Origin of the sequence: Paucibacter sp. B2R-40 (assembly GCF_025717555.1) — a bacterium.
Classification (GTDB): Bacteria; Pseudomonadota; Gammaproteobacteria; order Burkholderiales; family Burkholderiaceae_C; genus Paucibacter_A.
Genome location: NZ_JAJIRP010000007.1, coordinates 180,455 through 205,306, shown reverse-complemented (window position 1 = coordinate 205,306; position 24,852 = coordinate 180,455). Strand labels below are relative to the sequence as shown.

Sequence of the window (24,852 nt, the reverse complement as noted above, 5' to 3'; positions counted from 1 at the left end):
GCCCAACTGCCAGCCCAAGCCCTGGCTTTAGTGCCACTTCAAGCCGCCAAGCCTGTGGCTGGCGGCTCAATCGACAAACAACATCGCAGGGCTTTCCAATTGGGCCCGGATCGCCTGGATGAATTGCGCGGCAATCATGCCGTCGACCACCCGGTGATCAAACGACGACGACAGATTCATCATCAAGCGGCCCACCACCACGCCGCCCCGCATCATCGGCCGCTCGACGATTTTGTTGACCCCAACAATTGCGACCTCGGGGTAGTTGATCACCGGCGTGGTGACGATGCCGCCCAAGGCGCCCAGGCTGGTCAACGTCAGTGTCGAGCCGGTCAACTCATCACGGGTAGCGCGGCCGGTGCGTGCAACGTCCGCCAGGCGTTTGATCTGCGCCGCCGCTGACCATAGGTCGAGGTTCTGAGCATCGCGCAAGACCGGTACCATCAGCCCCGCATCGGTCTGCGCCGCCACACCCAGATGCACGGACGAATAACGCGTCAGCACGCCGGCATCATCATCAAGCCGCGCATTGACCTGCGGAAAATCGCGTACCGCCCGGGTGATCGCCCGCACCAGCAGCGGCAGCACGGTCAACTTGCCACGTGTGGCGCCCCAGCGCTGATTGAGTTGCTCGCGCAAGGCCTCCAACTCGGTGACGTCAACCTCTTCGACATAGCTGAAATGCGGGATCCGCCGTTTGGATTCCTGCATCTTCTGCGCGATTTTGCGCCGCAGGCCGGTGATCTTGATGACCTCGTCGGCGGCCAAAGCTTTGCTGAGCGCCGGAGCAGCCGCATACGCGTTGGTGGACTTGGGCTGCGCGCTGACGCCTTCCAAGTCGGCATGCATGATGCGCCCGCCGGAACCACTGGGCCGAACCTGAGCCAGATCGATGCCCAACTCCCAGGCGCGCCGGCGCACCGAGGGCGAGGCAATCGGCTTGTCGTTCGAGCTTAGATCCTGGGGACGATGGATGGCCGCGGGCTGTGGGGCCACTGGCGCAGCGGGATGTGCTGGCGCCTGCGCTGTCGGTATCGCCGAGAGGGGAGCAGGCGCTGAAACGGAAGTAGCAACAGGCACGGCCGCGGATGCCGGTTCAGCGCCCTGCCCGTCCAATTCCCCATCCACCGCGATGCGCACCAGGTCCGACCCCACGCGCATCACCTCGCCCGCCTCGCCGCCCAGCGCCAAGACGCGGCCATGCACTGGCGAAGGGATCTCCACCGTTGCCTTGTCGGTCATCACATCGGCCAGGATCTGATCCTCGGTAATGTTGTCGCCGACCTTGACCCGCCAGGCCACCACTTCCACTTCCACAATGCCTTCGCCGATGTCGGGCATCTTGATGATATGCAGTCCCATCATTTCTCCATCGCTCGTTGCAGCGCTGCGGCCACGCGGGCCGGGCCGGGGAAGTAGTCCCATTCCTGGGCATGCGGATAAGGCGTGTCCCAGCCAGTCACGCGCTCGATCGGTGCTTCCAGGTGATAAAAACAATGTTCCTGCATAAGCGCCACCAACTCGGCGCCAAAGCCACTGGTGCGCGTCGCCTCATGCAGCACCACACAGCGGCCGGTCTTTTTAACCGAGTTGACGATCGCCTGCAGATCGAGCGGCCAGATGCTGCGCAGATCAATGATCTCGGCGTCAATGCCGGTCTCCTTGGCCGCCGCCTCGGCCACATAGACCATGGTGCCGTAGGTGATCACCGTCAGGTCGCGGCCGGGCCGGAACAGCGTCGCCTGATCGAGCGGCAAGCTGTAATAGCCTTCGGGGACCAGCCCCAGGGGATGGCTGGACCAAGGCGTTGAGGGCCGGTCATGATGACCATCGAATGGGCCGTTATACAGGCGCTTGGGCTCCAGAAATATCACCGGGTCATCGCACTCGATGGCGGCAATCAACAGGCCCTTGGCGTCATAAGGGTTGGTCGGCATCAGCGTGCGCAGGCCGCAGACGTGGGTGAACAAGGCCTCCGGGCTTTGGCTGTGCGTTTGCCCGCCGTAGATTCCACCGCCGCAAGGCATACGCAGAGTCAGCGGCGCGGTGAAGTCGCCGGCCGAGCGGTAGCGCAAGCGCGCCGCTTCGGAAACGATCTGATCCGAGGCCGGATAGAAGTAGTCCGCAAACTGGATCTCGGCCACCGGCCGCAGGCCATAGGCGCCCATGCCGACGGCCACACCGACGATGCCGCCTTCAGAGATCGGCGCGTCAAAAACGCGCTGGTCACCGTACTTCTTTTGCAGGCCGTCGGTGCAACGAAAGACGCCGCCGAAATAGCCGACGTCTTGGCCGAATATCACCACATCGGGATCGCGCGCCAGCATCACGTCCATGGCCGAGCGCAGCGCCTGGATCATGGTCATGGGGACGCGCGTCTGGTCCTTGTCTATGTCAGTCATTCCCGGCCTCCAAAGCGGCGCGCCTCGGCCATCTGCTGCCGCAGATGCGCAGGCATTTCTTTATAAACATCCTCGAACATCGAGGCGATGCTGGGGATATGGCCATCGGCCAAGGTGCCAAAGGCTTCGGCCTCTTTTTGGGCCGTGATGATCTCAAGCTCCAACTCCTTTTGCGAAGCTTCATGTTGCACGTCCGACCACTCACCCAAGGCGATCAGATGGGTCTTCAGGCGCTCAATCGGATCGCCCAGAGGGAAGCGCTGCCATTCGTCGGCAGGCCGGTACTTGCTCGGGTCATCCGAGGTGGAATGCGGCCCGGCGCGGTAGGTCACCCACTCGATCAAGGTTGGCCCCAGATTGCGGCGCGCCCGCTCGGCCGCCCATTTCGACACCGCGTAAACGGCCAGAAAGTCATTGCCGTCAACCCGCAAGGAAGCTATGCCGCAGCCCGAACCACGCGCGGCAAAGGTGGTGCCCTCACCGCCGGCAATCGCCTGAAAGGTCGAGATCGCCCATTGGTTGTTGACCACATTCAAAATCACCGGCGCGCGGTAGACATGTGCGAAGGTCAAAGCGGTATGGAAGTCGGCCTCGGCGGTGGCGCCGTCGCCAATCCATCCCGAGGCGATGCGGGTATCGCCCTTGATGGCCGAGGCCATGGCCCATCCGACGGCTTGGATGAACTGGGTCGCCAAATTGCCGCTGATGCTGAAAAAACCGGCTCGTTTGATCGAATACATCACCGGCAACTGCCGGCCTTTGAGCGGGTCTCGCTCGTTCGACAGCAACTGGCAAATCATCTCGACCAAGGGCACGTTGTCGCGCGCCATCAAGAGGCTTTGCTGGCGATAGGTCGGGAAGCACATATCGCCCTCGTTCAGCGCCATCGCATGCGCGCTGCCGATCGCCTCTTCGCCCAGGCTCTGCATGTAAAACGACAGTTTCTTCTGACGCTGAGCGATCAACATACGGCCATCAAAGACGCGGGTCTTGAGCATCGTGCGCAGGCCTTGGCGCAGCTGATCCGGGCTCAGCTGCGGCGCCCAAGGGCCTTTCGCCTGACCACTCTCGTCGAGCACCCGAATCAAGCTATAGGCCAGATCTGCGGTCTCGACGGCGGCGATGTCAATGGCGGGTTTACGCACCGCGCCGGCCGGCGACAGATGCAAATAGGAAAAATCGGTGTGGCAGCCGGGCCGGCCGCTGGGTTCCGGCACATGCAAATGCAGACGCTCGTGGGCGCCTGAGGCTGGGGCTGATGAGCCCATGCCCTCATTCTCAACGGGCTTGTCGGTCTTCATGCGTCTGTCACTCCTGCGCGGATCTCGCGCCCAAGCAATCCAAAATCGTGACAAGCAGGCTCAGCGGTGCTGCGCAGCCCCTCGCACGGAAGTTGCGCCGGGGTCACCGCCGCACTGACAGTAGCGTAGCGGATCGCCGGCGCTCCTCGGCGATGAAAGGGAAATTTCGCCCTCGGACAAACCCTGTGACTGCAGCTGCGCGGCCAATGTCAGAGGCGCCTCGCCAATCCGCAAAGCGTTCAGGTGTCCCCTGACTCGGGGAGTTCAACGCTCGCTCGCGCCACCGGCGCCAACTTTTCGGCAACAATGGCCCTGTTCAAGGGAGCCAGAAGAAACTAGGCGAATGAACGATGGCGCATTGCTCGCAAGAACCGCAGGATCCGCACTCCGCCAAAGGCCCGCATCGCCGCGCGCTGATGGCCGCCCTCACGCACTTGACTCGTTTGGAATTGCCCCAAGCCAACGCTGCGCTGGCAGAGCTGGCCACAAGTGGCGCTGCAGCGGCGCTGTCGCCTGCCGACGCGCTGTTTGCACAGATCCTGGGCTTGCAGGCCGAATTGCGCTCTGATGTGCATGTGGCCGATATTGGCAATCTCAACCGGGCGATGGAGTTGGCGAGCCTGGCCTCCCAGTTGAAAGCCGAGCCCCTGATCGAAGCTACGGCGCTGCATGTGTTGGCAATATTGCAGAACCGCATGCGCATGCACCATGGGGCCTTGTCCCAACTCAGTCGCGCACTCGAACTGCTGCAGGGCCTGGGCGAAGATGAAGTAGCCGACAGCATTCAAGCCACGCAGTCAACCGTCATGACGCAAGGTGAGATGTATGAGGGCTTGCTGACCTTGGTCGATCAGGTTTTGAGCCAACGAGAACGCATCACACCGCTCAATCTGCACCGGCTGCTGGTCAGCGGCGCGACCGCCTGCTTCGTATTAGCCGACGAACAGATGGCACCGGCAGGCGCACCGTTGTGGCTGCGCTGCAAGGCCTTGCACCAAGATGGCTTGAGTGTGGCGCAGCGCCACGGGCTGGCGGCCAATGCCTTGGCCAGCCACCTCAATTTGTCTTTTGTGGAAAGTTTGGTCGGCGATACGGTCGAGGCACGCCTGCATCTCGATGCCTTGAACGACCCTGCGATGCAAGACATGAGAGCGCAGTTTGTTGGCGCAGGCTTGGGCGTCGAGCTATCGCGCCGGTTGATCGAATGGAGAGAGCGCGGCGCTGCCACTGCATGGCAACAGGTGTTGGACTATGAGCTTGAACTCCGCAGCCAGGGTGAAGCCACCAAGTTTGTCCGTGAGTACGCCTTGAGGGCCATCGCCCGACACGGCCAAGCCGCTGGCGACGCTGCTGCTGCCGTGCAAGCCAGCCACAGCTTGCTGGATGTCTATCGTCAGCGCATGCGGGCGATCTCGGCGACCTTGTCGAACGCGGTGCAAGACGTGGCGGCTTTGCAGCACAGCCGCATCGAAAACGAGCAACTGACCCGCCAAGGCAATCAGTTGGAACAATCTTTAGCCAACCGCAATGCAGAACTGAGCCAGACCTTGGCCCGACTACAAACCGAAGCAAGCATCCGGCGAGCTGCCGAAGCAGCCTTGCAACAAGCCAATGAAGATTTGGAGGCTCGCGTTGCGGCCCGCACCTTGGAGTTGGCGCAGGCCTCAAAGGCCCTGATGCAGCAGGAGAAGCAGCTGGCACTTGGCCGGGTCGTGGTGGGCATGGCACATGAGCTGAACACGCCGCTGGGCAATGCACGAATGGGCGCGTCGGTGATCCACGACCGCGCCGTCGAGTTGGAGAATTGGCTCAACGAAGGTCAGGTGCGCCGCCAGGCGCTGACTGAAACCGCCAGTTCGCTGCAGCAATGCTCTTCGCTCGTGGATCGCTCGCTGGAAAGCGCCACCGCGCTGGTGCAACGCTTGAAAGCCCTTTCCAGCGACAGTGCGCAAGAGACCGCTCAAGATTTTGATGTTTGCTGGCTGATGCGCGACACCTTGGCGCAGCAACAAGCCCGCTTGGACGCTGCCGGCGTCCGCTGCGAGTGCGACATGCCGGCCCAACTCCCTATGCGGGGCCCCATGCATGCCTTGAGCGATGTGTTGAAGGAATTGCTGGACAACGCCGTCGAGCATGGCTTGAAGCAGGCAAGAGACCCCAAACTCAGTGTGAGCTTGCAGGTTCAGCAAGACCGGCTGGTACTGCGCCTGCAGGACAACGGTTGCGGCATAGCGGCCCAGGCACTACCGCGCATCTTTGACCCCTTCTTCAGTGGGCAATTGGGCCGCTCGGGAGCCGGCTTAGGGCTTAGCGTTGTGCGCATGCTGGTGGAGGAGATGCTGCAAGGTCAGATTTCAGTGCATAGCCAAATCGGCCAGGGGACCGGTGTCACCTTGAGCTTGCCCTTGCGCTGATGGCAAGCCGGACCTAGGCAGTCAAGCGTGAATGTCCAGCAAGGTGCCGGAAGCATCCAACTGGGTTTGCAGCACCCGCAAATTGGCCACAAAAGCGTAGGTGGCGGATTTTTGAGTGATTAAATCGGCCTCGACCGCATTGCCGACCGAGTTGACTTGACGCAGTTGGCCTTTGACGCCGCCCGATTCCAAAGTTTGTGCTTCCACTTGCTGGCGGCGGAAATCCGTGGTCTGGGTATTGGCGATATTGTTGGCGGACGCGCGCAGGCGCTCATTGGCGACGGAGATGCCGGACAGGGCGGTGGACAGACCGATGGACATGGCGAAACTCCGTACTGCTGGTGAATGCCTGGATTCTGAAGACATCATCGGCAGCCGGCGCCAGAACTTTAGAAAAGAAGGGATATTTCCCGTCATTTCTTCACGCCGTACAAACCCTAGCCTTGATCAGTCGCAAAAAAGCCCACCTGGGCAAGGGTGGGCTGATCAAGAGACAGGGCCAGTCCAACTATCCCGCCAGTTCCTCGTAGCCTCCGGCGGAAATGAAGACGCGCACACTGTCGCCCCCGGCCGCTTTGGCCTCGGTGCAGGCCAATACGGCCGCTCCAATGACTGCATCAACGCTTTCCAGCGTCGCTTGCAACTGCACCACACCGACACAGGCCTTGACGCGAGTACGGTGCAAGCCCCAGCGCAACCGGAAACCGGCGATGCCAGAGCGCATTTTTTCGGCCACGATCTCGGCGTAATGCTGGTCACAATTGGGCAGCAGCACCGCGAAACAGTCGTTCTCGAGTCGCGCCACCAAATCAGAAGCACGCACCTTGGTGATCAACAATTGCCCCAGACCGTAGAGGAAATGGTCGCCCACTTCAACGCCCATGCCGGCGATGACCTCGGAGAAGTGATCCACATCGACCCACAGCACCGACACAGGCTCATGCCGGCGACTCCCGACATGCTCCGCCAATCGACGCTCGAATTCACGCCGATTCGCCAATTCGGTCAAGGCGTCATGTTTGGCCGTCCAGGTCGGCTGCATGCGCAAGGCCCGCGCCGCAGTGACATCATCCAGCAGCCAAAGCGCCTCGCCTGTCGGCGCATCCCAATGCACCGGCGTGGCCTGCAGGCGACCCCAAAAACGACTGCCGTCGCGGCGCACAAATTCGAATTCGTCATCCAAAGGACGCCCGCTGACAAAGGCCGCCGTCATGCGTTCTTGCACCGAGTGCAAGGCCGCGTCCGAGACATAGACGCCGCGTATCGATTGCCCGGTCAAATCGGTGTCATCGCCGTGGCCAAATAAGTGGTTGAAATGTTCGCTCACCAGCGCAAAGGTCCCGTCCTTGACGAAACCCACCGCCATTGGCGCACGCACCAATAAGGCCCGCATCCGTGCCGCGCCGAGCTCTTGTGCGCCCTCTGCACCTTCCCTTGAATTTGCCTCATGCATCTGCAACTCCTATGACGGTGGCTTCACCGAATCTCGACTATCGCAGGTGTAAGGCATTTAGGCCACGCAGAAAACCCCGAACAAGCCTTTGATTCAAGCTCTTTTGACCAAACCCAGGGGAATCTACCCTGGTGTGGGCTACAAAACACCGACAAACTGAGCCCATTAACCCAGCGCCTCGGAGGCTCATGAGTCAGCAGTTGCATCTAAAGAACAAGCCTAGACGCGTGCCTTCCTTTGGCCGTCAGATGCTCAACTCACTGGCAGGCGGCGCTTTGATTGGCATTGCGATCGGCACCATGCTCAGCCTGTTCGCCAACCCCAGTTCGGCCAAGTCCCAAGGGCAAAGTGCACAAAGCGCTCAGCACCCAGTAGCGCTCGGTTTTGACGCCGCACTTCGATCCGCCGCCGTCAAAGGGCTGGCCCGGTCGACCACCACTCGCCAGACGCCCGGCGATTCTTGACGCCAAACCGAGTTAAAGCGCATCAGCAGGCCGCCCTTGGGGTCTCGCACCAAACCGCTTGAATGCGCCAAGCTGCCGTCCGGGCTCACCACCACTTCATCCGGTGCCCAGGAAAATGGCGCAAGCTGCGCCTCAAAATAGGTCTTCCACCCCGCCAGCACGGCGGACTTGCCGAGCAGGGGATCAGCAGCGCCAAAGAAAATAGCTTGCTCTGACACTCGCTGCTCGAAGGCCGCGAAGTCGCGCTGCGCCATGCTGGCGGCGAAAGCGCACTCGGCGGCGGCGACCTCGGCCTGCCATCCTTTTGCAAGGCTAGGCTCCAACGGCGCAGCCTGCACGCTCAGCACAATTGGGAACGCGGCCCCAATACACAGTGCCTTCATTTTGTGCCCTTTCATCTGCCACTAAGCCAAAGGAGCGATTTGCTCGGCGTAGTCATAGAGCGCCCCCAGGATTTCCTGGCCCCGCTCATCGGCCGCTTCGCTGAGCTGATCAATCTGTTCGAAATGAGCTGACAGGGTCTGGGCGCCGCCCTGCCCTTCGTGGAGTCGCCCGGCGCAATGGGCGGTCCAGCGTTCTTGCTCAGCAGGGCTTAAGCTGGCGGGCCAGTTGCGCGCGCGGAAGCGGAACACCAATTCGTCCAATCGCGAATCTACAAAGCTCAGCTTGCCTTCGCTGGCGCGCTGCGTCAGTTGCTCGGGCGTCAGGCTGCGCAAGCGTGTCAGGGCGCGCCTATCATCCGGCCCGATAAAGCCACCGTACAGATCCTCATCCACATCCGGCGCGCTGCTCGCTTTGTCGCGTTGAAACACATCGCCCCACAGACCATCCAGCGCTCGCCCCTGCTTGCCCATCAAGGTTTCGGCATGGGCCAAGCACTGCGCCATATCCAAGCCCCATTGGGCGGCCAGCGCTGGCGACAAAGTCTTCAAATTGCTAATTACGATGGGAGATTTGTTGATGTGAATGGTTTTGATTGGCAGTCGCGTCAGGCCCTCGGCAAGATCCTCTTGCTTGACGAACATACGGCCGCGAATGTCCGCCGCACTCAAGCTCAGCAGTTCGGCAGGATCGGTGGACAAATCCCAGACGATCAACTCGTTCTTATTGGTCGGATGCGGCGCCAAGGGCCAGACCAGAGCAAGGCAGCCGCGCTCAGGCCCATACATGCCGGAGATGTGCAAAAAGGGTCGGCCCACCCCAATTTCGGCCCAGACCGCATCCTTCTTGCGCAAGCGAAGACAAAACTCGAACAGCTTGGGCTGCGCCGTCTTCAACAGCCTTGCCAGCGCGATGGTGGCGCGCACATCGCTGAGCGCGTCATGTGCCGCCTCATGAACCAAGCCGTTGGCCACCGTCAGATGCTCAAGCTTGAAGGAAGGTCGGCCGTCCTCATGCTTGGGCCACTGAATGCCGTCCGGCCGCAGCGCGTAGGCGCAGCGCACGACATCCAGAATGTCCCAGCGACCGCATTCGTTTTGCCACTCGCGCGCGTAGGGGTCGATCAAGTTACGCCAGAACAAATGGCGCGTCACTTCGTCATCAAAACGAATCGAGTTATAGCCCACACCAACCGTACCGGGCTCGGCCAAAGCAGCTTCGATCGCGTCGGCAAACTGATGCTCTAGAACGCCCTTTTCGAGGCAAGTCTGCGGCAGGATGCCAGTCAACAAACAGGCTTCGGGGTCGGGCAAGAAGTCCGGTGCTGGCTGGCAATAGAGCATCAAGGGTTCGCCGATTTCGTTCAGGTCGGCATCGGTACGCAGGCCTGCGAACTGCGCCGGACGGTCGCGCCGGGGGATGCGACCAAAGGTTTCGTAGTCGTGCCAGAAGAATGTGATTTCGTTCATGGCCGGGAGGTTAACGCATCGTTCGGTCAAGCCAAAGCCGTGAACTGTGGCCCGCGCTTATTGCGGGACCAGCAAAAACCGTGAATTAATACTCAAGCCGGTGTTTTCTTTGTCGATACCAGGCTGTTTGCCCCCGGGCAGATTTGGCTCGCTGAGAGCGCGATCAAAGCAAGACCTTGCCACCCCTTGGAGTCCTTTCATGAGTCTTCCATCAAAACCTGTATGGGCTTCCTCCAGCCTACTGAGGCATACAGCAACTGACTGTTCTGCACCTCCGAGCCATGGCCGCAACAAGTACCGCTCAGCGCTGAGGAAACGCCAATTCGTCGCTTGCCTCAGCGCCTGTTTCAGCGCCGGCTTGGTCGTGGCCCAAACGCCGAGTACGGCCAATCTGCCCAGTGGCGCCCAAGTGGTTGCGGGTCAGGCGCAGATTCGTACGCTAGGCAATGTGCTGACGGTGCAGCAAAACAGCGCCTTGCTGGCAACCGACTGGCGCAGCTTCAATATTGGTGCAGGCCATACGGTCAATTTCGTTCAGCCCTCAAGCAGTTCGGTAGCCCTGAACCGTGTGGTGGGCAACGAGGTATCGCGCATCCAAGGCGCTTTGAATGCAAACGGGCAGGTCTTTTTACTCAATCCCAACGGCGTACTGTTCACGCCGACAGCGCAGGTCAATGTCGGCTCGCTAGTGGCCAGTACCTTGAAGCTGGACACGCAGGACTTCCTCGCCGGCCCCTACCGTTTCAGTGGTGACAGTTCCAACGCCATCATCAATCAGGGACAGATTTCGGCCGCAGCGGGCGGCACGGTCGCGTTGATTGCTGCCAAGATCAGCAATAGCGGCAGCATCAACGCCAGCGGCGGCCAGGTGCTGATGGGCGCGGGCTCCAAGGTCATTCTGGACCTGGGCGGCCCGGTCAAGTTGAAGGTCGAGCAGGCCGCAGTAGATGCCTTGATTGAACAAGGCGGCGGCGCGCGTGCCGATGGCGGTTTGATCTATTTGAGCGCGAAAGCTGCAGGTGAACTCACCCGAACGGTGATTAACCATACCGGCGTTTCAGAGGCGCACACCTTGGCAAACGGGCAAGCCGGTGAAATTTTTCTGCTGGGCGACGCCGAACATGGCCGGGTGCTTGTGGGTGGGCGGCTTGATGCAAGTGCGCCCCAAGGCGGCCGCGGCGGCTTCGTGGAGACCAGTGCAGCCCAGCTTGAATTCCATGCGGGTCGGGTCGTCACAACGCTCAGTGCCAATGGTCAAAACGGCAATTGGTTGATCGACCCTAACGACTACACGATCGCAGCCAGCGGCGGCAATATCACCGGCGCACAACTGAGCACCGATCTGGGCAGTGGCAACGTGACCATAGCCACCGCCAGCCAGGGCACCACAGGCGGCAATGGCGACATCCATGTCAATGACACAGTCAGCTGGGCTGCCAACAAGCTGACCTTGACGGCAGAGCGACACATCAATATCAATGCCGACCTCAACGCCAGCGGCAGCGCAAGCCTTGCTTTTATCTATGGCCAGGCCAGCAGCAACGGCACTGGTGCCGGATACAACGTGGCCAATGGCGTCAAGATCCTGATCCCAAACGGGGCGGCCTTTACCTGGCAAAAAGGCAGCGGCGGAGTGAGCAAGAACCTGGTGCTGGACAACGGGCTACTTCGCTTCGGCAATGGAAGCCAGGACTCCATCGATACCAGTGGCCAGCTGCGTCAGCCCTTCTATTTCGACAACGTCACCGCCGGCCGTAACGGCTGGTACCAGATGACATACAGCAGCAATCCCTTGGATCTGGCTGTGGCTGTGGGTGGGGACGGCAGCAATAGCTGGAACTACAACGGGACAGTGAAAACCACGCAAGACAGCTTCAACGCTGCACTGAGCAACAAGTCCATCAACATTGCAGGCTATCGAGAGGGATTGGGCACCATCGTCAGTATGGCCACTTTAAATATGGGTGCCGGCCAATTGATTCGCGTACAGAACAGTTTCGAGTTGCTGACAGGCAATCAATACGCCAAGACCGAAACTCAGCTGACCAATTTGGGCGCAAACACACTCAGCAATCTACGTTTGTGGATAGGGACACGCGACGACTATGTGGGCCTGGGTGACTCCAGCTACAAGTCCAAGGGCAATATCGTCAGCAATGCGTTCGTGAGCCTGCCCACACAAAACACCGCTTCGAACGCGCTCAAGATTACGGAAAACAATGACGGCACTACCGGCGGAGCCGTGTTGTTCTATTCCACTTCGGACGGCGTGGACATGGCGCATGCTGGCTGCTGTAGCCTGTCCAACTCCACCAACAAGGACCCTCGAACCTCGCTGATCAACAGCGCCCGCGTGGACGGCTCCTACGCCATGTTCAAGCGCCTGAGCGATCTGGCCAGCGGCCAATCGGGCGGCTTTGTTTGGTATTACGCCGGAGCGCCGGTCAGCATGATCAACAACGCCATCACTTCGGTCGGACAGGCCGCCGGCGGTGGCAGCACGCCCATTTATCTGCGCCTGAACCCCGCCAGCAGCGTCTACGGCGCTCAGCCCAGTTTCAGCTATTCGCTCTTCGACGCCAATTCAGGAGGCAACCTGATCTCAGACGCTTCAGCCACCGGCACAGCGGTCTGGACGGGCGCGCCAAGCAGCACATCCAATGTCGGCACCTACAGCTTGAGCTATGCCAGTGGCGTCACCTTGGGCAATGCAGCCTACTCCTTGAACGCCGGCGCTGCCGCCAATTGGAGTATCACCCCGCGTTCGCTGAACCTGAGCGTCAGCAAGACCTATGACGGCAACAGTTCGATAGCGTCAGGCTTCGCGCTGACGGGCATGCTCAATGGCGACGCCAGCCCTACCGTAACGGGCTCGGCAGCGGTGGGCAGCAAGAACGTCGGTACCTACACGGCCTTCGCCAGCAGCAGTCTGGCTCTATCCAATAGCAACTACAGCTTAAGTGGCGGCACGGTGACGGGCAGCATCACAGCCAAACCCTTGACGGCCAGCTACACGGTCAGCAACAAGGTCTATGACGGCAGCCCTGTGGCTATCGCGGTCGGCGGCTCGACCGACATCGTTGCCGACGATGTGGTGAGCTTCGCACACAGCACCGCCAGTTTTGCCAATGCCAATGCGGGCAATGCCAAAGCGGTGACGGTCAGCGGCATCAGTATCAGTGGCGCCGACGCGACCAATTACGCCCTGCAAAACACCACCGCCTCGGCCACCGCCAATATCAGCGCAAGGCCGATCACGGTGACAGCGGACGCCAAGAACAAGGTTTATGGCAACGCCGACCCGGCCCTGACCTGGCAAGTCAGCAGCGGCAATTTGATCGGTGAAGATACGCTCTCGGGGTCACTCACACGTGCGGTGGGCAGCAACGCCGGCAACTTCGCAATCGATGCTTCGGCCTTGGCGAACGCCAACTACTTGATCACAGCCAACAACGGCACTCTGACAATCAATCCGCGCCCCATCACCGTGACGGCGGACACCAAGAACAAGGTCTATGGCAACGCCGACCCGGCCTTGACATGGCAAGTCAGCAGCGGAAACCTGGTCGGTGAAGATACGCTCTCGGGGACTCTCACACGTGCGCCGGGCAGCAATGTCGGCAACTACGCGGTCGATGCTTCGGCTTTGGTGAACGGCAACTATGTGGTCAACGCCAAAAGCGGTGTTTTGAGCATCAGCCCGCGTCCCATCACTGTGACGGCAGATGCCAAGGGCAAGGTCTACGGCAACGCCGATCCAGCCCTCACTTGGCAGGTCAGCGGCGGGAATTTGGTCGGAGAAGACACGCTGGCTGGGGGCCTGACGCGTGCGAGCGGCAACAATGTCGGCAGCTATGCCATTGACCCATCGGCGCTGGCAAATGCCAACTACGCCATCACGCCCGTCAACAGCATCTTCAGTATTACCCAGCGGCCCATCACAGTCACGGCCGATAACAAGTCCAAGACCTATGGCAACGCCGATCCCACCCTCAGCTACCAGGTCAGCGGCGGCACCCTCGTCGTTGGCGACAGCCTCGGCGGGGCACTCAGTCGTGCCGCCGGCGAGAGCATCGGCAATCACGTCATCAATGCTCAGGCCTTGAACAATAGCAATTACGCCATCACTGCCATCAACGGGGACTTGAGCATCACCCCGGCAGTCAATGCCAACGTGATTGCCGGCAACACACCGTCCGCCACAACTGTCGTGGCCATTCCCCCGTCGATAAGCGTACCCAAGTTCGATACCGGCGCCTTTGTCTTGATCGACGCATCGGCCACGCCAGCCGCAAGCTCGAGCAATGAGGCCGCCGGCTCTTCCAAACAAACGGCGCCGGCCGCGCCACTCACGAGCGATACATCGAACTCGATCGGATCCACCGGCGCCCTGCGAATGTTGGTACTCGCAGGAGGCATTCGATTGCCGGACTTGCGCGCCGCGCCAACTACGGGTCAAGAAGGAGGGAAAGAACAATGAATCAAGCCATGAATCGTCAGTATCGTTGCTCCACCAGTCCTCAATTCATGGCTCCATCTGAAACCCATGTCTTGCGCCTCGTGAGCCTAGCCAGTTTGACCTTGATCACCGGCATAGCGAGTCTGAGCGCAAATGCACAAACCCCACCGGATGCCGGGCAACTATCGCAAGAACTCAGACGCCTGCCTGAACCGCAGCGCCAAGCGCCGCGGCTCACGATGCCTGCCCCAAGCACGGAGATTGTGCTGCCCGGAGGCACGCAGGTGCTGATCAACTCGGTGCAAATTGGCGGCAATACAGTGATCGACAACGACTCGCTGGTCGCACTGCTGGCCGACGCTCAAGGCAACAAGTTTGACATGGCCGGCCTGCGCGGCTTGGCCGACCGGGTCGGCGAGTTCTACCAGCAACGGGGTTTTCTTTTTGCTCGCGCCTACTTGCCGCCGCAAGATCTACGCGACGGTATTTTGCGCATCCAGGTGCTGGAGGGGGAGTTCGGTCAGATCCGGACGAAGAGCAGCAACCCATCTTGGGCTGCACAGGCAGAACAGTTCCTGAGCGCGCTCCAAACCGGCGTCGTCATATCAAGTGAACCACTTGAGCGTGTGACTTTGATTTTGGGCGATCTGCCCGGAGTCCTGGCCGTTCCCTTGATGCAACCAGGGAGCAAAGTCGGCAGCGGCGATCTTGAGGTGGAAGTCACTCGCGCTTCGACCCTGCTAGGCAGCGTCGGCCTGGACAACCATGGCAATCGCTATAGCGGCCGCAATCGCTTGCAAGTCAATCTGGACTGGAACAGCCCCTTGCGCTTAGGCGACCAGATCAGCCTGCGCAGCCTCGTCAGTGATGAAAAACTTTGGCTGGGTAGCCTGACCTACAACACACCGCTGGGCAGCCAAGGCCTGCGTGCCACCTTCGGCTACGCCCACACTGACTATCAACTGGGCAAGGAATTTGCCTCGGCCGATGCCAGGGGGACTGCCAAAGTCAGCAATCTGGGGTTGAACTACCCCTTGCTGCGCACCAACAATGCAAATCTGAAAGTCTCGGCCGGATATCAGCATAAACGACTGCAGGATTCCAAAGCAGGCATCAGCGAAGGCAAGTCCAGCGATGCACTTGTGCTTGCGTTCGAGTTTGACCGCCGAGACAAGCTCGGACTGGGGGGCGTTAGCTTCGGCAGCCTTAGCTTGACACCGGGCAAGCTCAAGTTGGCCGAACCCCTCAGTTCGGTCGATGACAACCATACGGCAGGTCGCTTCAACAAAATCAACCTTGATCTTGTGCGCATGCAAAACTTGACGACAGGCCTGAGCTTCTTCGGCCGCCTCAGCGCTCAAATGGCGGACAAGAACCTGGATTCGAGCGAGCGCATCACCCTTGGCGGCGCAGGCGGCGTTAGAAGTTTCCCCAATGGCGAAGCAACGGGCGACCAAGCCTGGTTAACTCAGATGGAACTGCGCTACGCCCTTGGCACCTTGGCACCCTATGCTTTTCTTGACATAGGCAAGGTGCAAATTAACAAAGTGCCAGCGCCGCAAACACTGCAGAACAGTCGCAAACTGAGTGGTGCGGGCTTAGGGGCCAGGATGCAGATCAATACTTGGGAGTTGGACGCCGCTTTGGCTTGGCGAGGCAAAGGCGGTCCGCCGCAAGCAGACACCAGCACGCAAAAGAAGCCGATTGCCTGGATCAGCCTGATCTACCGAATCTAGTGGCAGGGTTGGCCGCGATGCAATGCTTGCCCCGCTTGTACTAGAAAGACCGACTAAAACCAGTCAGCCAAAATGAGAAACCCTCCGGGGCCAGAAGGCGGCGGAGGGTGGATGGCTTACGCCACCTTTGGGGCTCTAAGGCGATTTGCCGAAGGGCTCCTGGCGCGCAATGATTGCGCCAGAGGTTGTGCCTTAAACAGGCATTACAAATTTAGGCGAAAACTTCCAGACTTTCAAGCCCCGGGCAAACCCGATGCTGAAGTTCCGAACAGTTGCTCAAACAAGCGGTCGGCACTTTTTTGTACCTCCACCGTCATGGCGATGGGCACACCCCACTCCCGCGTGGACTCGCCTGGCCATTTATTGGTCGCGTCCAGACCCATTTTTCCGCCCAAGCCACTGACCGGAGAGGCAAAGTCAAGGTAATCAATCGGCGTGCTGTCAACCAAGGTGGTGTCGCGGACGGGATCCATGCGTGTCGTGATGGCCCAGACCACTTCTTTCCAATCACGAATATTGATGTCATCGTCAACCACCACAATGAATTTGGTGTACATGAATTGGCGCAAATAACTCCACAAGCCAAACATCAGCCGTTTGGCATGACCCGGATAGGCTTTCTTGATCGAGATCACAGCCATGCGGTAGCTGCAGCCCTCGGGCGGCAGGTAGAAATCGACGATTTCACTGAACTGCTTTTGTAAAATTGGTACGAACACCTCATTCAAGGCCACGCCCAAAATGGCGGGTTCGTCCGGCGGCTTGCCGGTGTAAGTGGAGTGATAGATCGGCTGGCTGCGCTGCGTCAGGCGGCGCACCTCAAAAACCGGGAACCAATCTTGCTCGTTGTAGTAGCCGGTGTGGTCACCGAACGGCCCTTCCAGCGCATGCAAGTAACCGCCCTTCTCTTTCAGGCGCACGCCGTCTTCACTGAGCCCGCTATAGCCAATTGCCGCAGCCGGTATGCAACCCTCCAAGACAATCTCGGCACTGGCAGGTACCTGCAGCATGCGTCCATTTTGACCGGCGCCGCTGTCCACTAACTCGGTACGCGATCCACGCAACAAGCCGGCAAATTGATATTCAGACAGTGCATCAGGCACAGGCGTGACGGCCCCCAAAATCGTCGCGGGGTCCGCACCTAGCGCCACCACCAAGGGGAATGGCTGACCTGGGTTGGCCAGCGCGAAATCGCGAAAATCCAGGGCGCCACCCCGGTGCGCCAGCCAACGCATGATCACTTGATTGCGGGCGATGACTTGCTGGCGATAGATGCCCAAGTTCTGCCTTGCTCGCGGCTGCGCGATGTTCTGTGGGCCACGGGTGACGACCAGCCCCCAGGTGATCAGGGGCCCAATATCGCCAGGCCAGCAAGTCTGGATCGGCAAGGCCTTCAAATTGACTTCCGAACCCTCGAATACCTCTTGCTGGCACGCCGCCCTGCGAACCACGACGGGCTTCATGTCCCACAATGACTTGAGCATCTGCAGCAATCGCCCGGCATCTTTGATGCCTTTGGGAGGCTCGGGCTCCTTCAAGTTAGCCAGCACATGGCCGACTTGGCGCAAGTCCTGCAAGCTCCGCGCGCCCATGCCCAGCGCCACTCGGTCGGTTGTACCGAAAAGATTCGTCAGCACGGCAGTTTTATGGCCGACTGGATTCTCAAACAGCAGAGCCGGGCCGCCAGCACGCAAGACGCGGTCACTCAGGGCCGTCATTTCCAATATTGGAGAGACAGGCTCAGTTATGCGCTGCAACTGGCCTACAGCTTCTAAACCGTCAATAAATTCACGCAGATCACGGTACTTCATAACTTTTGGTAATTATAAATACGGTTTATAAGCTTGACGGGTTATCTTTGGACCTTAGAATCCGCTCGTCCTGTTTATTCAGGGTAAACCCGTGTCTTTGCCTAGGGAGGGCGAAGACGCCCCGCTGCCGATGGACGGCAATCCTATGCAAATGCTACGACCTGGGTCGTTTCAGCTGCATACGGTCCGGCCCATTATCACTTCCGCAAGTCAGCCATCGCTCAACAGCGCAAGGCAGGCGAGCGGTAGAGAACAAAGGAGTCGCATGACAGCGCGTCTAGAAATTTTGTCCCTGGCACGCAATACCGGTGCCGCCTTGTCCTTGTTTGCTCGCGACATCGGCCAAGGATTGCTGGTGGTGAGCCACAACACCCTTGCCCTCGTTGGCTTGGCTGTGGTTGCGCTTGTTTTCACCTTCGCCAGCCAAGTCGACTTACAGCAGCGTCTCGAGGGCCACGCCCTGGGTTGGCTGCATGACCGCGAAGAAGCTCGCGCAATGGCGGAAGGAAACACGCTGTTCGCCAGCAATGAGCCCGATGCGGTGAACCGGGCCACGGCCTCGGACCCCAAGGATCTACCAAGGCAGCAGGCAGCGATTGCGCATTGGTTGGCCGGCAAGTACAGAGTGGCTCCCGAACCTATCAGCCGGTTGGTACAAGAAGCCTGGTCCGTGGGCCAGCGTGCGCAGGTTGAACCCACCTTGATCCTGGCCATCATGGCGATTGAATCCAGTTTCAATCCTTTTGCACAAAGCTCGGTCGGAGCGCAGGGGCTGATGCAGGTGCTGACCAGCGTGCACAACGACAAATACAAGGCCTTTGGCGGCAACCTCGCCGCTTTTGACCCGATTACCAATCTTCGAGTTGGCGTGCAAGTGCTCAAGGAAAACATTCAAAGAGCAGGCAGCGTGGACGAAGGCCTGAAACACTATGTAGGCGCGGCTAATTTGCCCGATGACGGCGGATATGCACAACGTGTGTTGGCCATGCATGAGCAAATGAAGGCCGTTGCGGCAGGCCGCAAGCCGATCGACAAGCCGCTGCGCGAGAGCCTGCCGACGAAGAGTGCACCTCCAGAGATCGAGGCCAGAGTCACCGATGAGCGTGTCGCACTGGCACGCTGACTGATAGGCGCGCCAACCGCCTGCATGCCCAATCAGCAGAGGGATCCCGGCAGGCGCTACACTCCAAATTCTGCGCGACTGGCGATCAAGGTTGCGTCCTGCAGCGGTCTTTGCTTTTTGGGCATCTACGGCCGAATCAGGGGCATCCCGAGGTGGTGGACCACCGGGAAGCGCGGGCAGCTTCGAGCTTTCAGAAGCTGTTTTCAGCCGTTCGCCTGGGCAGCCCCGTTTTTCCAAGCCAATTGAGGCCTGTCGAGATGGGGACTCCATTTTTTGAGCAATGCACCCATCTATGTTTGACCGTAGCACTTCCACTCTTGCGCTTGTCGACCCCGATTTGTGGGCCGCCGTTCAAAACGAGAACCAGCGCCAAGAAGACCATATCGAGTTGATCGCGTCCGAGAACTACACCTCACCTGCAGTCATGCAGGCGCAGGGGAGTCAACTGACCAACAAGTACGCAGAAGGTTATCCCGGCAAGCGCTATTACGGCGGCTGTGAATATGTCGACGTGGTCGAGCAATTGGCGATTGACCGAGTCAAGCAATTGTTTGGCGCCGAGAATGCCAATGTGCAACCGAATTCGGGCTCACAGGCCAATCAAGGCGTGTTCTTTGCGCTGCTGCAACCCGGCGACACCATCATGGGCATGAGCTTGTCGGAAGGCGGCCACTTGACCCACGGCATGCCGTTGAATATGAGCGGCAAGTGGTTCAAGGTGGTCAGCTATGGGCTGGACGCCAACGAAGCGATTGACTACGACGCGATGGAGCGCACGGCGCGCGAGCACAAACCCAAGCTGATCATCGCCGGTGCATCGGCTTACAGCCTGCGCATTGACTTCGAGCGCTTTGCCAATATTGCCAAGGAAATCGGTGCCTATTTCATGGTCGACATGGCGCACTACGCGGGCTTGATTGCCGCCGGCGTCTACCCCAATCCGGTGCCACATGCCGACGTTGTGACATCCACGACACATAAGAGCCTGCGCGGACCGCGCGGCGGCATCATCCTGATGAAGGACCACGTAGCCAAGCAAATCAATAGCGCCATCTTCCCGGGCATTCAGGGTGGCCCCTTGATGCATGTGATCGCGGGCAAGGCCGTTGCCTTCAAGGAAGCGCTGACGCCTGAGTTCAAGGCCTACCAAGAACAGGTGTTGAAAAATGCGGTTGTCTTGGCCGAGGAGTTGATCAAGCGCGGTTTGCGGATAGTGTCCGGCCGCACCGAGAGTCATGTGATGCTGGTTGATCTGCGTCCGAAAAACATGACGGGCAAGGAAGCCGAGGCCGTCTTGGGCCGTGCGCACATGACTTGCAACAAGAATGGCATTCCAAATGATCCTCAAAAGCCCATGGTCACCAGCGGCATTCGCTTGGGTACGCCGGCCATGACCACGCGTGGCTTCAAGGAAGAGCAAGTTCGCTTGACTGCAAACTTGATCGCTGATGTCTTGGACAATCCCAATGACGAAGCCAATCTGGCTGCGGTACGAGCCAAAGTCGCCGCGCTGACGCGTGACTTCCCGGTCTACCGTTGATAGACCGCTCCGTCCTCACAGCTCATGCGTTGTCCATTTTGTAGTCACGCCGAAACCCAAGTTGCAGAGACGCGGGAATCGGACGAAGGCGATGTGGTGCGCCGCAGGCGACGCTGCTTGGGCTGTGACAAACGCTTCACCACCTATGAGCGGGCAGAAATAGCCTTGCCCGTGGTGGTCAAAAAGGACGGGACGCGCGCCGATTTCGATCCGAAAAAAGTGCGCGCCTCGATGCAACTGGCGCTTCGCAAGCGGCCTGTAAGCATTGAACAAATCGATGCCGCACTGGCAAAGATTGAGGAAACTTTGCTGACCAGCGGCGCGCGCGAGTTGCCCTCCACGCGCTTGGGTGAGCTTGTGATGCGGGAATTGAAACGAATCGACAAGGTCGCGTACGTGCGCTTTGCGTCCGTCTACCGCAGCTTTGAAGATGTGGACGAGTTCAGGCAATTGATTCGGGAAATCTAAGTACCCCCCCCAATGGGGGATATGGAGCCCCCTCCAGAGGGACAGAAGTCGGGAACATTGCGGTCTAAATTGTGTTCAGTCGCAACTGAATATGAGAGGTCCGCCGTGCCCAAATTACTGTCCACTTCTTTGCAGTGCCGCGGCTTTAGTTTGGTTGAGCTATGCGTGTGCGTCGCCGTCCCCGCCATCCTGATGGCCATGGCGCTGCCCTCACTGGCCCAACTCAAACAGCGCCAAAGGCTTGAGTTGGTGGCTCAGACCATGATGGCCAATTTGCAAGAGGCACGCAGCGAAGCAGTCAGTCGTGCCGATGCCGTGCAGTTGAGATTCAGTCGCCATGCTGGCGGTAGTTGCTACATCCTGCACACGGGCGCATCCGGGCAATGCCAATGCGAAGCCAACGGCCAAGCAGTTTGTGCAGCAAACGAGCGAGTCTTGAAGCTCGAGTGGATTCCATCGGACCAAAATATTGCGGTCAGAGCCAATGTCGCCAATATGAGCTTTCAAGCTCGCCAAGGGGCTGTGACCAGCACGGGCAGCATAGACATCAGTTCGAACAATGGCGAGACCATCCGCCACGTGGTCAGTATTGCCGGTCGAGTCAGATCTTGCTCTCCGACAGGTGAATTACACCTTTTCCCGCGCTGCTGAGCCCACCCCCTTGAATGCGGGGGGATTCGATCAAAGGCCTTTTCCCAAGGACAAACGGCAAGACAAGGCCACCGCCGCCGGTCGCTGAATTCTCATAATCACAGCATGAGAATTGCCAAAACCAAATCCAGCTTTGCATTGTTCGAACGAACAAATTCTCCATCCTTGGTGACTGGATTTACCTTGGTTGAATTGATGTTCGTGGTGGTCATTGTTGCCATCTTGGCTTTGGTGGCCCTGCCCATATACCAAAAGCAAGTCGCCAAAGGCCGGCGCGCCGATGCCATCAACGCCCTGGCAGGTATCGCGCAGGCGCAGGAGCGTTGGCGCAGCAATCGCGGCAGCTACGCCTCGTCTTTGGGTGATGATGAGCTCAAGCTAGGAACCCAATCGCCTGGGAAACATTACAACCTTAGCCTTGCTGGCGTGCGCGATCCGGCCAGTTTCAATTACGGCTACATCGCCAAGGCAATGGCTGACTCCGCCAGTCCTCAGGGCCGCGATAGCGACTGCACCACGCTTTCCATGCGCATCGATGGCGGCAGTATTTACTATGAAGCCAAAGACAGCAGTGACCAGGATAGTTCAGCAAAATGTTGGCCAAAATGAGTCGGCGCCATTTCCGGGGTGTCACGTTGACAGAAGTGCTGGTTGTCGTGGCAGTCAGCGGGATTTTGCTGGGCTTGGCTGCGCCCTCTTTGGCCGACATGCTGAATCGCCGACGGGTTCAAATGGTGGCTGAAACTCTCAGCAATGACTTGGCCTATGCCCGAGCCGAAGCCGGATTGGGCCGCAACTTGCCTGTCTTTGTGAAATTTGCACAGCCATCGGACATGACTTGTTACACGATCTTCATCAACGGTTTGCTCGGAAATTGCCTTTGCAACCGCCCGTCCGGAACTGCCTGTAGCGGCACAAAGCTGGAGTTGAGAACTTATCAAGTGCCCACCAGCATGGGTGTCAGCATGAATGTCGTGGGACAGACCGACTTGATTTCCTTCGAGGCACCGCGCATGTCCAGTTCTGCGCCAGAAGGATTTGCCGTGACCGTGGCTGGCATGCGGGGTTCAAAGTTGCAAGTCCAGGTCAACGCCATGGGTCGGGTGTCTATCTGCGTGCCCGCAGGAGGAAATTTCAGTGGAGTACCGGCATGTCCCGCATAAAACGCGGTAGCCGAACAGGAATCCGTGGCGTCAGCCTGGTCGAGCTGATGGTCGGTATTGCCGTCGGCATGATCGTGGTGGCGGGTGCAAGCGTGATGATGACCAATCAACTGGCTGAGCACAGGCGGCTCACGCTGGAAACGCAGGTCCAGCAAGATTTGCGTGCCGCAGCCGATCTGATGCTGCGAGATCTGCGCCGAGCAGGGTCCTGGGCAGTCCCTCAGAACGGTGTTTGGTCACCCGGATCAGTACCGGCGCCAGTGGCGAATCGCTATGCCCCGACCAGCCTAGCTACAGAGCAAGGAAGTTCGATCCTTCAATACAGCTATTCACGCCACAAGGATAGATACAGATCCACCAACGTCGCGATCGCGGACCCGGAAGACAATGAGATGACTTCGAGCACCGAAAGATTCGGTTTCAAGATCGAAGACGGCGGCGTACTCAAGTTCAGACTCGGTGACAGATGGCAGCCGCTGACCGATATCAATGTCTTGGTCATCACTGCCTTTGACGTTGGTCTGAATGAGCAACAAGTCACCTTGGATGATCTGTGCAGTTCGGCATGCCCACCTGGCAGTGCGACCTGCCCGCCGCGCCAGATACTTCGCCGCTATGACATCAGTTTGACGGGCCACGCTGTCCATGACAGCAAGGTTGAACGAACGATTAAGGTGACCAGCCGAATTCGCAATGACGAGATCCTCGGAGCCTGCCCATGAATGTGCACTTGCACCGTGGCGAGCGTGGCGCGGCCACGCTGGTCGTCGTGATGGTGCTGTTCTTGATCATGGCCATGATGGCTGCCTATGCCAATCGAAACATGATTTTTGAGCAACGCATTGCGAGCAATTACTACCGAGCCGGTGTGTCGCTGGAGGCCGCAGATGCCGGCGCGGAATGGGCGCTTGGCATGCTCAATGGACTCAAGATTGATCAAGCCTGCTTGGCGGGCAACGCAGCGACAGATAGATTTCGTGACCGCTACCTGACTATCGCATCGACAAGCAGAGAGATTGCGCCCTCCGGCATCGTGATTACACCCAACATCGCAAACAGGAGAAGCGTTGCTGATTGCGTGCGCACAGAGGCACAGGGCCGCTGGGTCTGCAACTGCCCAACGGGAACTTGGTCCGCTGCTGCAGCGCCGGCTAGCGCAAGCAATATGCAGCCTAGCTTTAAAGTCAGCCTCATCTCGCCAGTTGGCAATCGAGCGGGCAACTTGCGCATAGAGTCTGTCGGATGCACCAGCAGCGTTGCGCAAAACTGCGAAGCTGACGCCATGTCCAGCGATATGACTCTGGCGCGCGCGGTAGTTCAATTGGACGCCGCGCTGCTGAGCGCCTTGAAGGTGCCACCCGCCACCGCACTCACTGTCAGAGGAAGCATCAATCTGGGCGCCAATGGGATTGGCCTGCACAACAGTGAGCCACTCAGTAACGGTTTGTTGCTGTTGACCAGTGACGACACTGTGCCGAATTTGCTGGAAGCTCGCCTGGACACCTTGCCGGGCACTCCCATCCAGCAAGCCTTGATATTCGCGGACCCGGGTTTGGGTTCAGCGACCCCGGAACAAATGTTCAAGTTGTTTTTTGGTATGTCGCTGCAGCGCTATGTAAACCAGCCCGCCATGCGCCAAATCACTTGCGCCCTTGATTGCGGGCCGAGCTTGGCTGCGGCCTACGCCAAAGGAGTCAGGCTTGCCTGGATCAATGGCCCACTAGATATTTTGAGTGCCACAGTCTTGGGGTCCGCCACCAGCCCGATGCTCATCGTTGTGGAAGGCCCTGTTCGCATCGATGCGGGCTTGCAATTGACCGGCCTTCTCTATGCGCGAGGCAACACCATTTGGACCAATACATCCGGACTGCCCGCCCTATTGCAAGGGGCACTGCTGGTCGACGGTGATTTGGCTGTCGACGGTACCGTCGACATCTGGTACCAAGCCAGTGTCATGGATGAATTGAAGAACCGTGCCGGAAGTTTTGTACGGGTACAGGGAAGCTGGTGGAACTGA

19 protein-coding genes and 1 riboswitch are annotated in these 24,852 nt (G+C 59.2%); of the genes, 11 read left to right on the top strand and 8 right to left on the bottom strand.

Translation table 11 applies throughout. The annotated features are described in order from the left end of the window. Positions 1–66: 66 nt before the first annotated feature. The 3 genes from LNV09_RS15730 to LNV09_RS15720 are packed head-to-tail and all read right to left on the bottom strand — an operon-like array spanning position 67 to position 3,670. Positions 67–1,362 carry a dihydrolipoamide acetyltransferase family protein gene (locus tag LNV09_RS15730; RefSeq protein WP_263558010.1) on the bottom strand — a complete coding sequence of 432 codons (1,296 nt, stop codon included), beginning with the start codon at positions 1,360–1,362 and terminating at the stop codon, positions 67–69. Next, positions 1,362–2,402 (bottom strand): alpha-ketoacid dehydrogenase subunit beta, encoded by a 1,041-nt coding sequence (locus LNV09_RS15725; protein ID WP_263558009.1) that lies wholly within the window; start codon positions 2,400–2,402, stop codon positions 1,362–1,364. The genes LNV09_RS15730 and LNV09_RS15725 overlap by 1 nt, the downstream gene beginning before the upstream one ends. Then, positions 2,399–3,670: a 3-methyl-2-oxobutanoate dehydrogenase (2-methylpropanoyl-transferring) subunit alpha gene (locus LNV09_RS15720; RefSeq protein ID WP_263558136.1), complete on the bottom strand. Its 1,272-nt coding sequence runs from the start codon at positions 3,668–3,670 to the stop codon at positions 2,399–2,401. The genes LNV09_RS15725 and LNV09_RS15720 overlap by 4 nt, the downstream gene beginning before the upstream one ends. A 383-nt stretch (positions 3,671–4,053) precedes the next feature. Between LNV09_RS15720 and LNV09_RS15715 the strand changes: the two genes are divergently transcribed. Continuing rightward, positions 4,054–6,117 (top strand): sensor histidine kinase, encoded by a 2,064-nt coding sequence (locus LNV09_RS15715; RefSeq protein ID WP_263558008.1) that lies wholly within the window; start codon positions 4,054–4,056, stop codon positions 6,115–6,117. A 21-nt stretch (positions 6,118–6,138) separates the two neighbouring features. Here the strand turns inward: LNV09_RS15715 and LNV09_RS15710 are convergent, their stop codons facing one another. The 4 genes from LNV09_RS15710 to sbcB all read right to left on the bottom strand — a co-directional run bounded on the left by LNV09_RS15710 (position 6,139) and on the right by sbcB (position 9,884). Beyond that, positions 6,139–6,438 carry a flagellar basal body rod protein gene (locus LNV09_RS15710; RefSeq protein WP_263558007.1) on the bottom strand — a complete coding sequence of 100 codons (300 nt, stop codon included), beginning with the start codon at positions 6,436–6,438 and terminating at the stop codon, positions 6,139–6,141. 187 nt (positions 6,439–6,625) lie between these two features. Next, positions 6,626–7,570 carry a GGDEF domain-containing protein gene (locus tag LNV09_RS15705; protein ID WP_263558006.1) on the bottom strand — a complete coding sequence of 315 codons (945 nt, stop codon included), beginning with the start codon at positions 7,568–7,570 and terminating at the stop codon, positions 6,626–6,628. A 361-nt stretch (positions 7,571–7,931) separates the two neighbouring features. Beyond that, complete coding sequence (locus LNV09_RS15700) at positions 7,932–8,417, bottom strand: YybH family protein (protein ID WP_263558005.1); 486 nt, start codon at positions 8,415–8,417, stop codon at positions 7,932–7,934. A gap of 21 nt (positions 8,418–8,438) precedes the next feature. Continuing rightward, positions 8,439–9,884 (bottom strand): exodeoxyribonuclease I, encoded by a 1,446-nt coding sequence (sbcB, locus tag LNV09_RS15695; RefSeq protein ID WP_263558004.1) that lies wholly within the window; start codon positions 9,882–9,884, stop codon positions 8,439–8,441. A 364-nt stretch (positions 9,885–10,248) separates the two neighbouring features. Between sbcB and LNV09_RS15690 the strand changes: the two genes are divergently transcribed. Both LNV09_RS15690 and LNV09_RS15685 read left to right on the top strand, forming a co-directional pair. Next, the gene (locus LNV09_RS15690; RefSeq protein WP_263558003.1) at positions 10,249–14,364 is read left to right on the top strand and encodes an MBG domain-containing protein; all 4,116 of its coding nucleotides are present in this window, start codon (positions 10,249–10,251) and stop codon (positions 14,362–14,364) included. A gap of 8 nt (positions 14,365–14,372) precedes the next feature. Further along, positions 14,373–16,079 carry a ShlB/FhaC/HecB family hemolysin secretion/activation protein gene (locus LNV09_RS15685; protein WP_263558002.1) on the top strand — a complete coding sequence of 569 codons (1,707 nt, stop codon included), beginning with the start codon at positions 14,373–14,375 and terminating at the stop codon, positions 16,077–16,079. 233 nt (positions 16,080–16,312) lie between these two features. Here the strand turns inward: LNV09_RS15685 and LNV09_RS15680 are convergent, their stop codons facing one another. Next, positions 16,313–17,890, bottom strand: coding sequence for a UbiD family decarboxylase (locus LNV09_RS15680; protein ID WP_263558001.1), 1,578 nt, complete (start codon positions 17,888–17,890; stop codon positions 16,313–16,315). A gap of 265 nt (positions 17,891–18,155) precedes the next feature. Here LNV09_RS15680 and LNV09_RS15675 point away from each other — a divergent pair, with 265 nt between their 5' ends. From LNV09_RS15675 to LNV09_RS15640, 8 genes are all read left to right on the top strand, one after another. Next, a complete protein-coding gene (locus LNV09_RS15675) occupies positions 18,156–19,013 on the top strand; it encodes a lytic transglycosylase domain-containing protein (RefSeq protein ID WP_263558000.1) in 858 nt (285 codons plus the stop codon). 64 nt (positions 19,014–19,077) lie between these two features. Next, positions 19,078–19,241: riboswitch (ZMP/ZTP riboswitch) on the top strand. Between the two features lie 64 nt (positions 19,242–19,305). Continuing rightward, a complete protein-coding gene (glyA, locus tag LNV09_RS15670) occupies positions 19,306–20,553 on the top strand; it encodes a serine hydroxymethyltransferase (RefSeq protein WP_263557999.1) in 1,248 nt (415 codons plus the stop codon). A gap of 24 nt (positions 20,554–20,577) precedes the next feature. Continuing rightward, complete coding sequence (gene nrdR / locus LNV09_RS15665) at positions 20,578–21,021, top strand: transcriptional regulator NrdR (protein ID WP_263557998.1); 444 nt, start codon at positions 20,578–20,580, stop codon at positions 21,019–21,021. Between the two features lie 12 nt (positions 21,022–21,033). After that, positions 21,034–21,672 (top strand): GspH/FimT family pseudopilin, encoded by a 639-nt coding sequence (locus LNV09_RS15660; RefSeq protein ID WP_263557997.1) that lies wholly within the window; start codon positions 21,034–21,036, stop codon positions 21,670–21,672. 105 nt (positions 21,673–21,777) lie between these two features. Then, a complete protein-coding gene (locus LNV09_RS15655; protein ID WP_263557996.1) occupies positions 21,778–22,281 on the top strand; it encodes a type IV pilin protein in 504 nt (167 codons plus the stop codon). Further along, positions 22,266–22,835: a pilus assembly FimT family protein gene (locus LNV09_RS15650; RefSeq protein ID WP_263557995.1), complete on the top strand. Its 570-nt coding sequence runs from the start codon at positions 22,266–22,268 to the stop codon at positions 22,833–22,835. Before LNV09_RS15655 ends, LNV09_RS15650 begins: the two co-directional genes overlap by 16 nt. Beyond that, positions 22,823–23,557: a PilW family protein gene (locus LNV09_RS15645; RefSeq protein WP_263557994.1), complete on the top strand. Its 735-nt coding sequence runs from the start codon at positions 22,823–22,825 to the stop codon at positions 23,555–23,557. The genes LNV09_RS15650 and LNV09_RS15645 overlap by 13 nt, the downstream gene beginning before the upstream one ends. Beyond that, positions 23,554–24,852 (top strand): pilus assembly PilX family protein, encoded by a 1,299-nt coding sequence (locus LNV09_RS15640; protein ID WP_263557993.1) that lies wholly within the window; start codon positions 23,554–23,556, stop codon positions 24,850–24,852. The genes LNV09_RS15645 and LNV09_RS15640 overlap by 4 nt, the downstream gene beginning before the upstream one ends.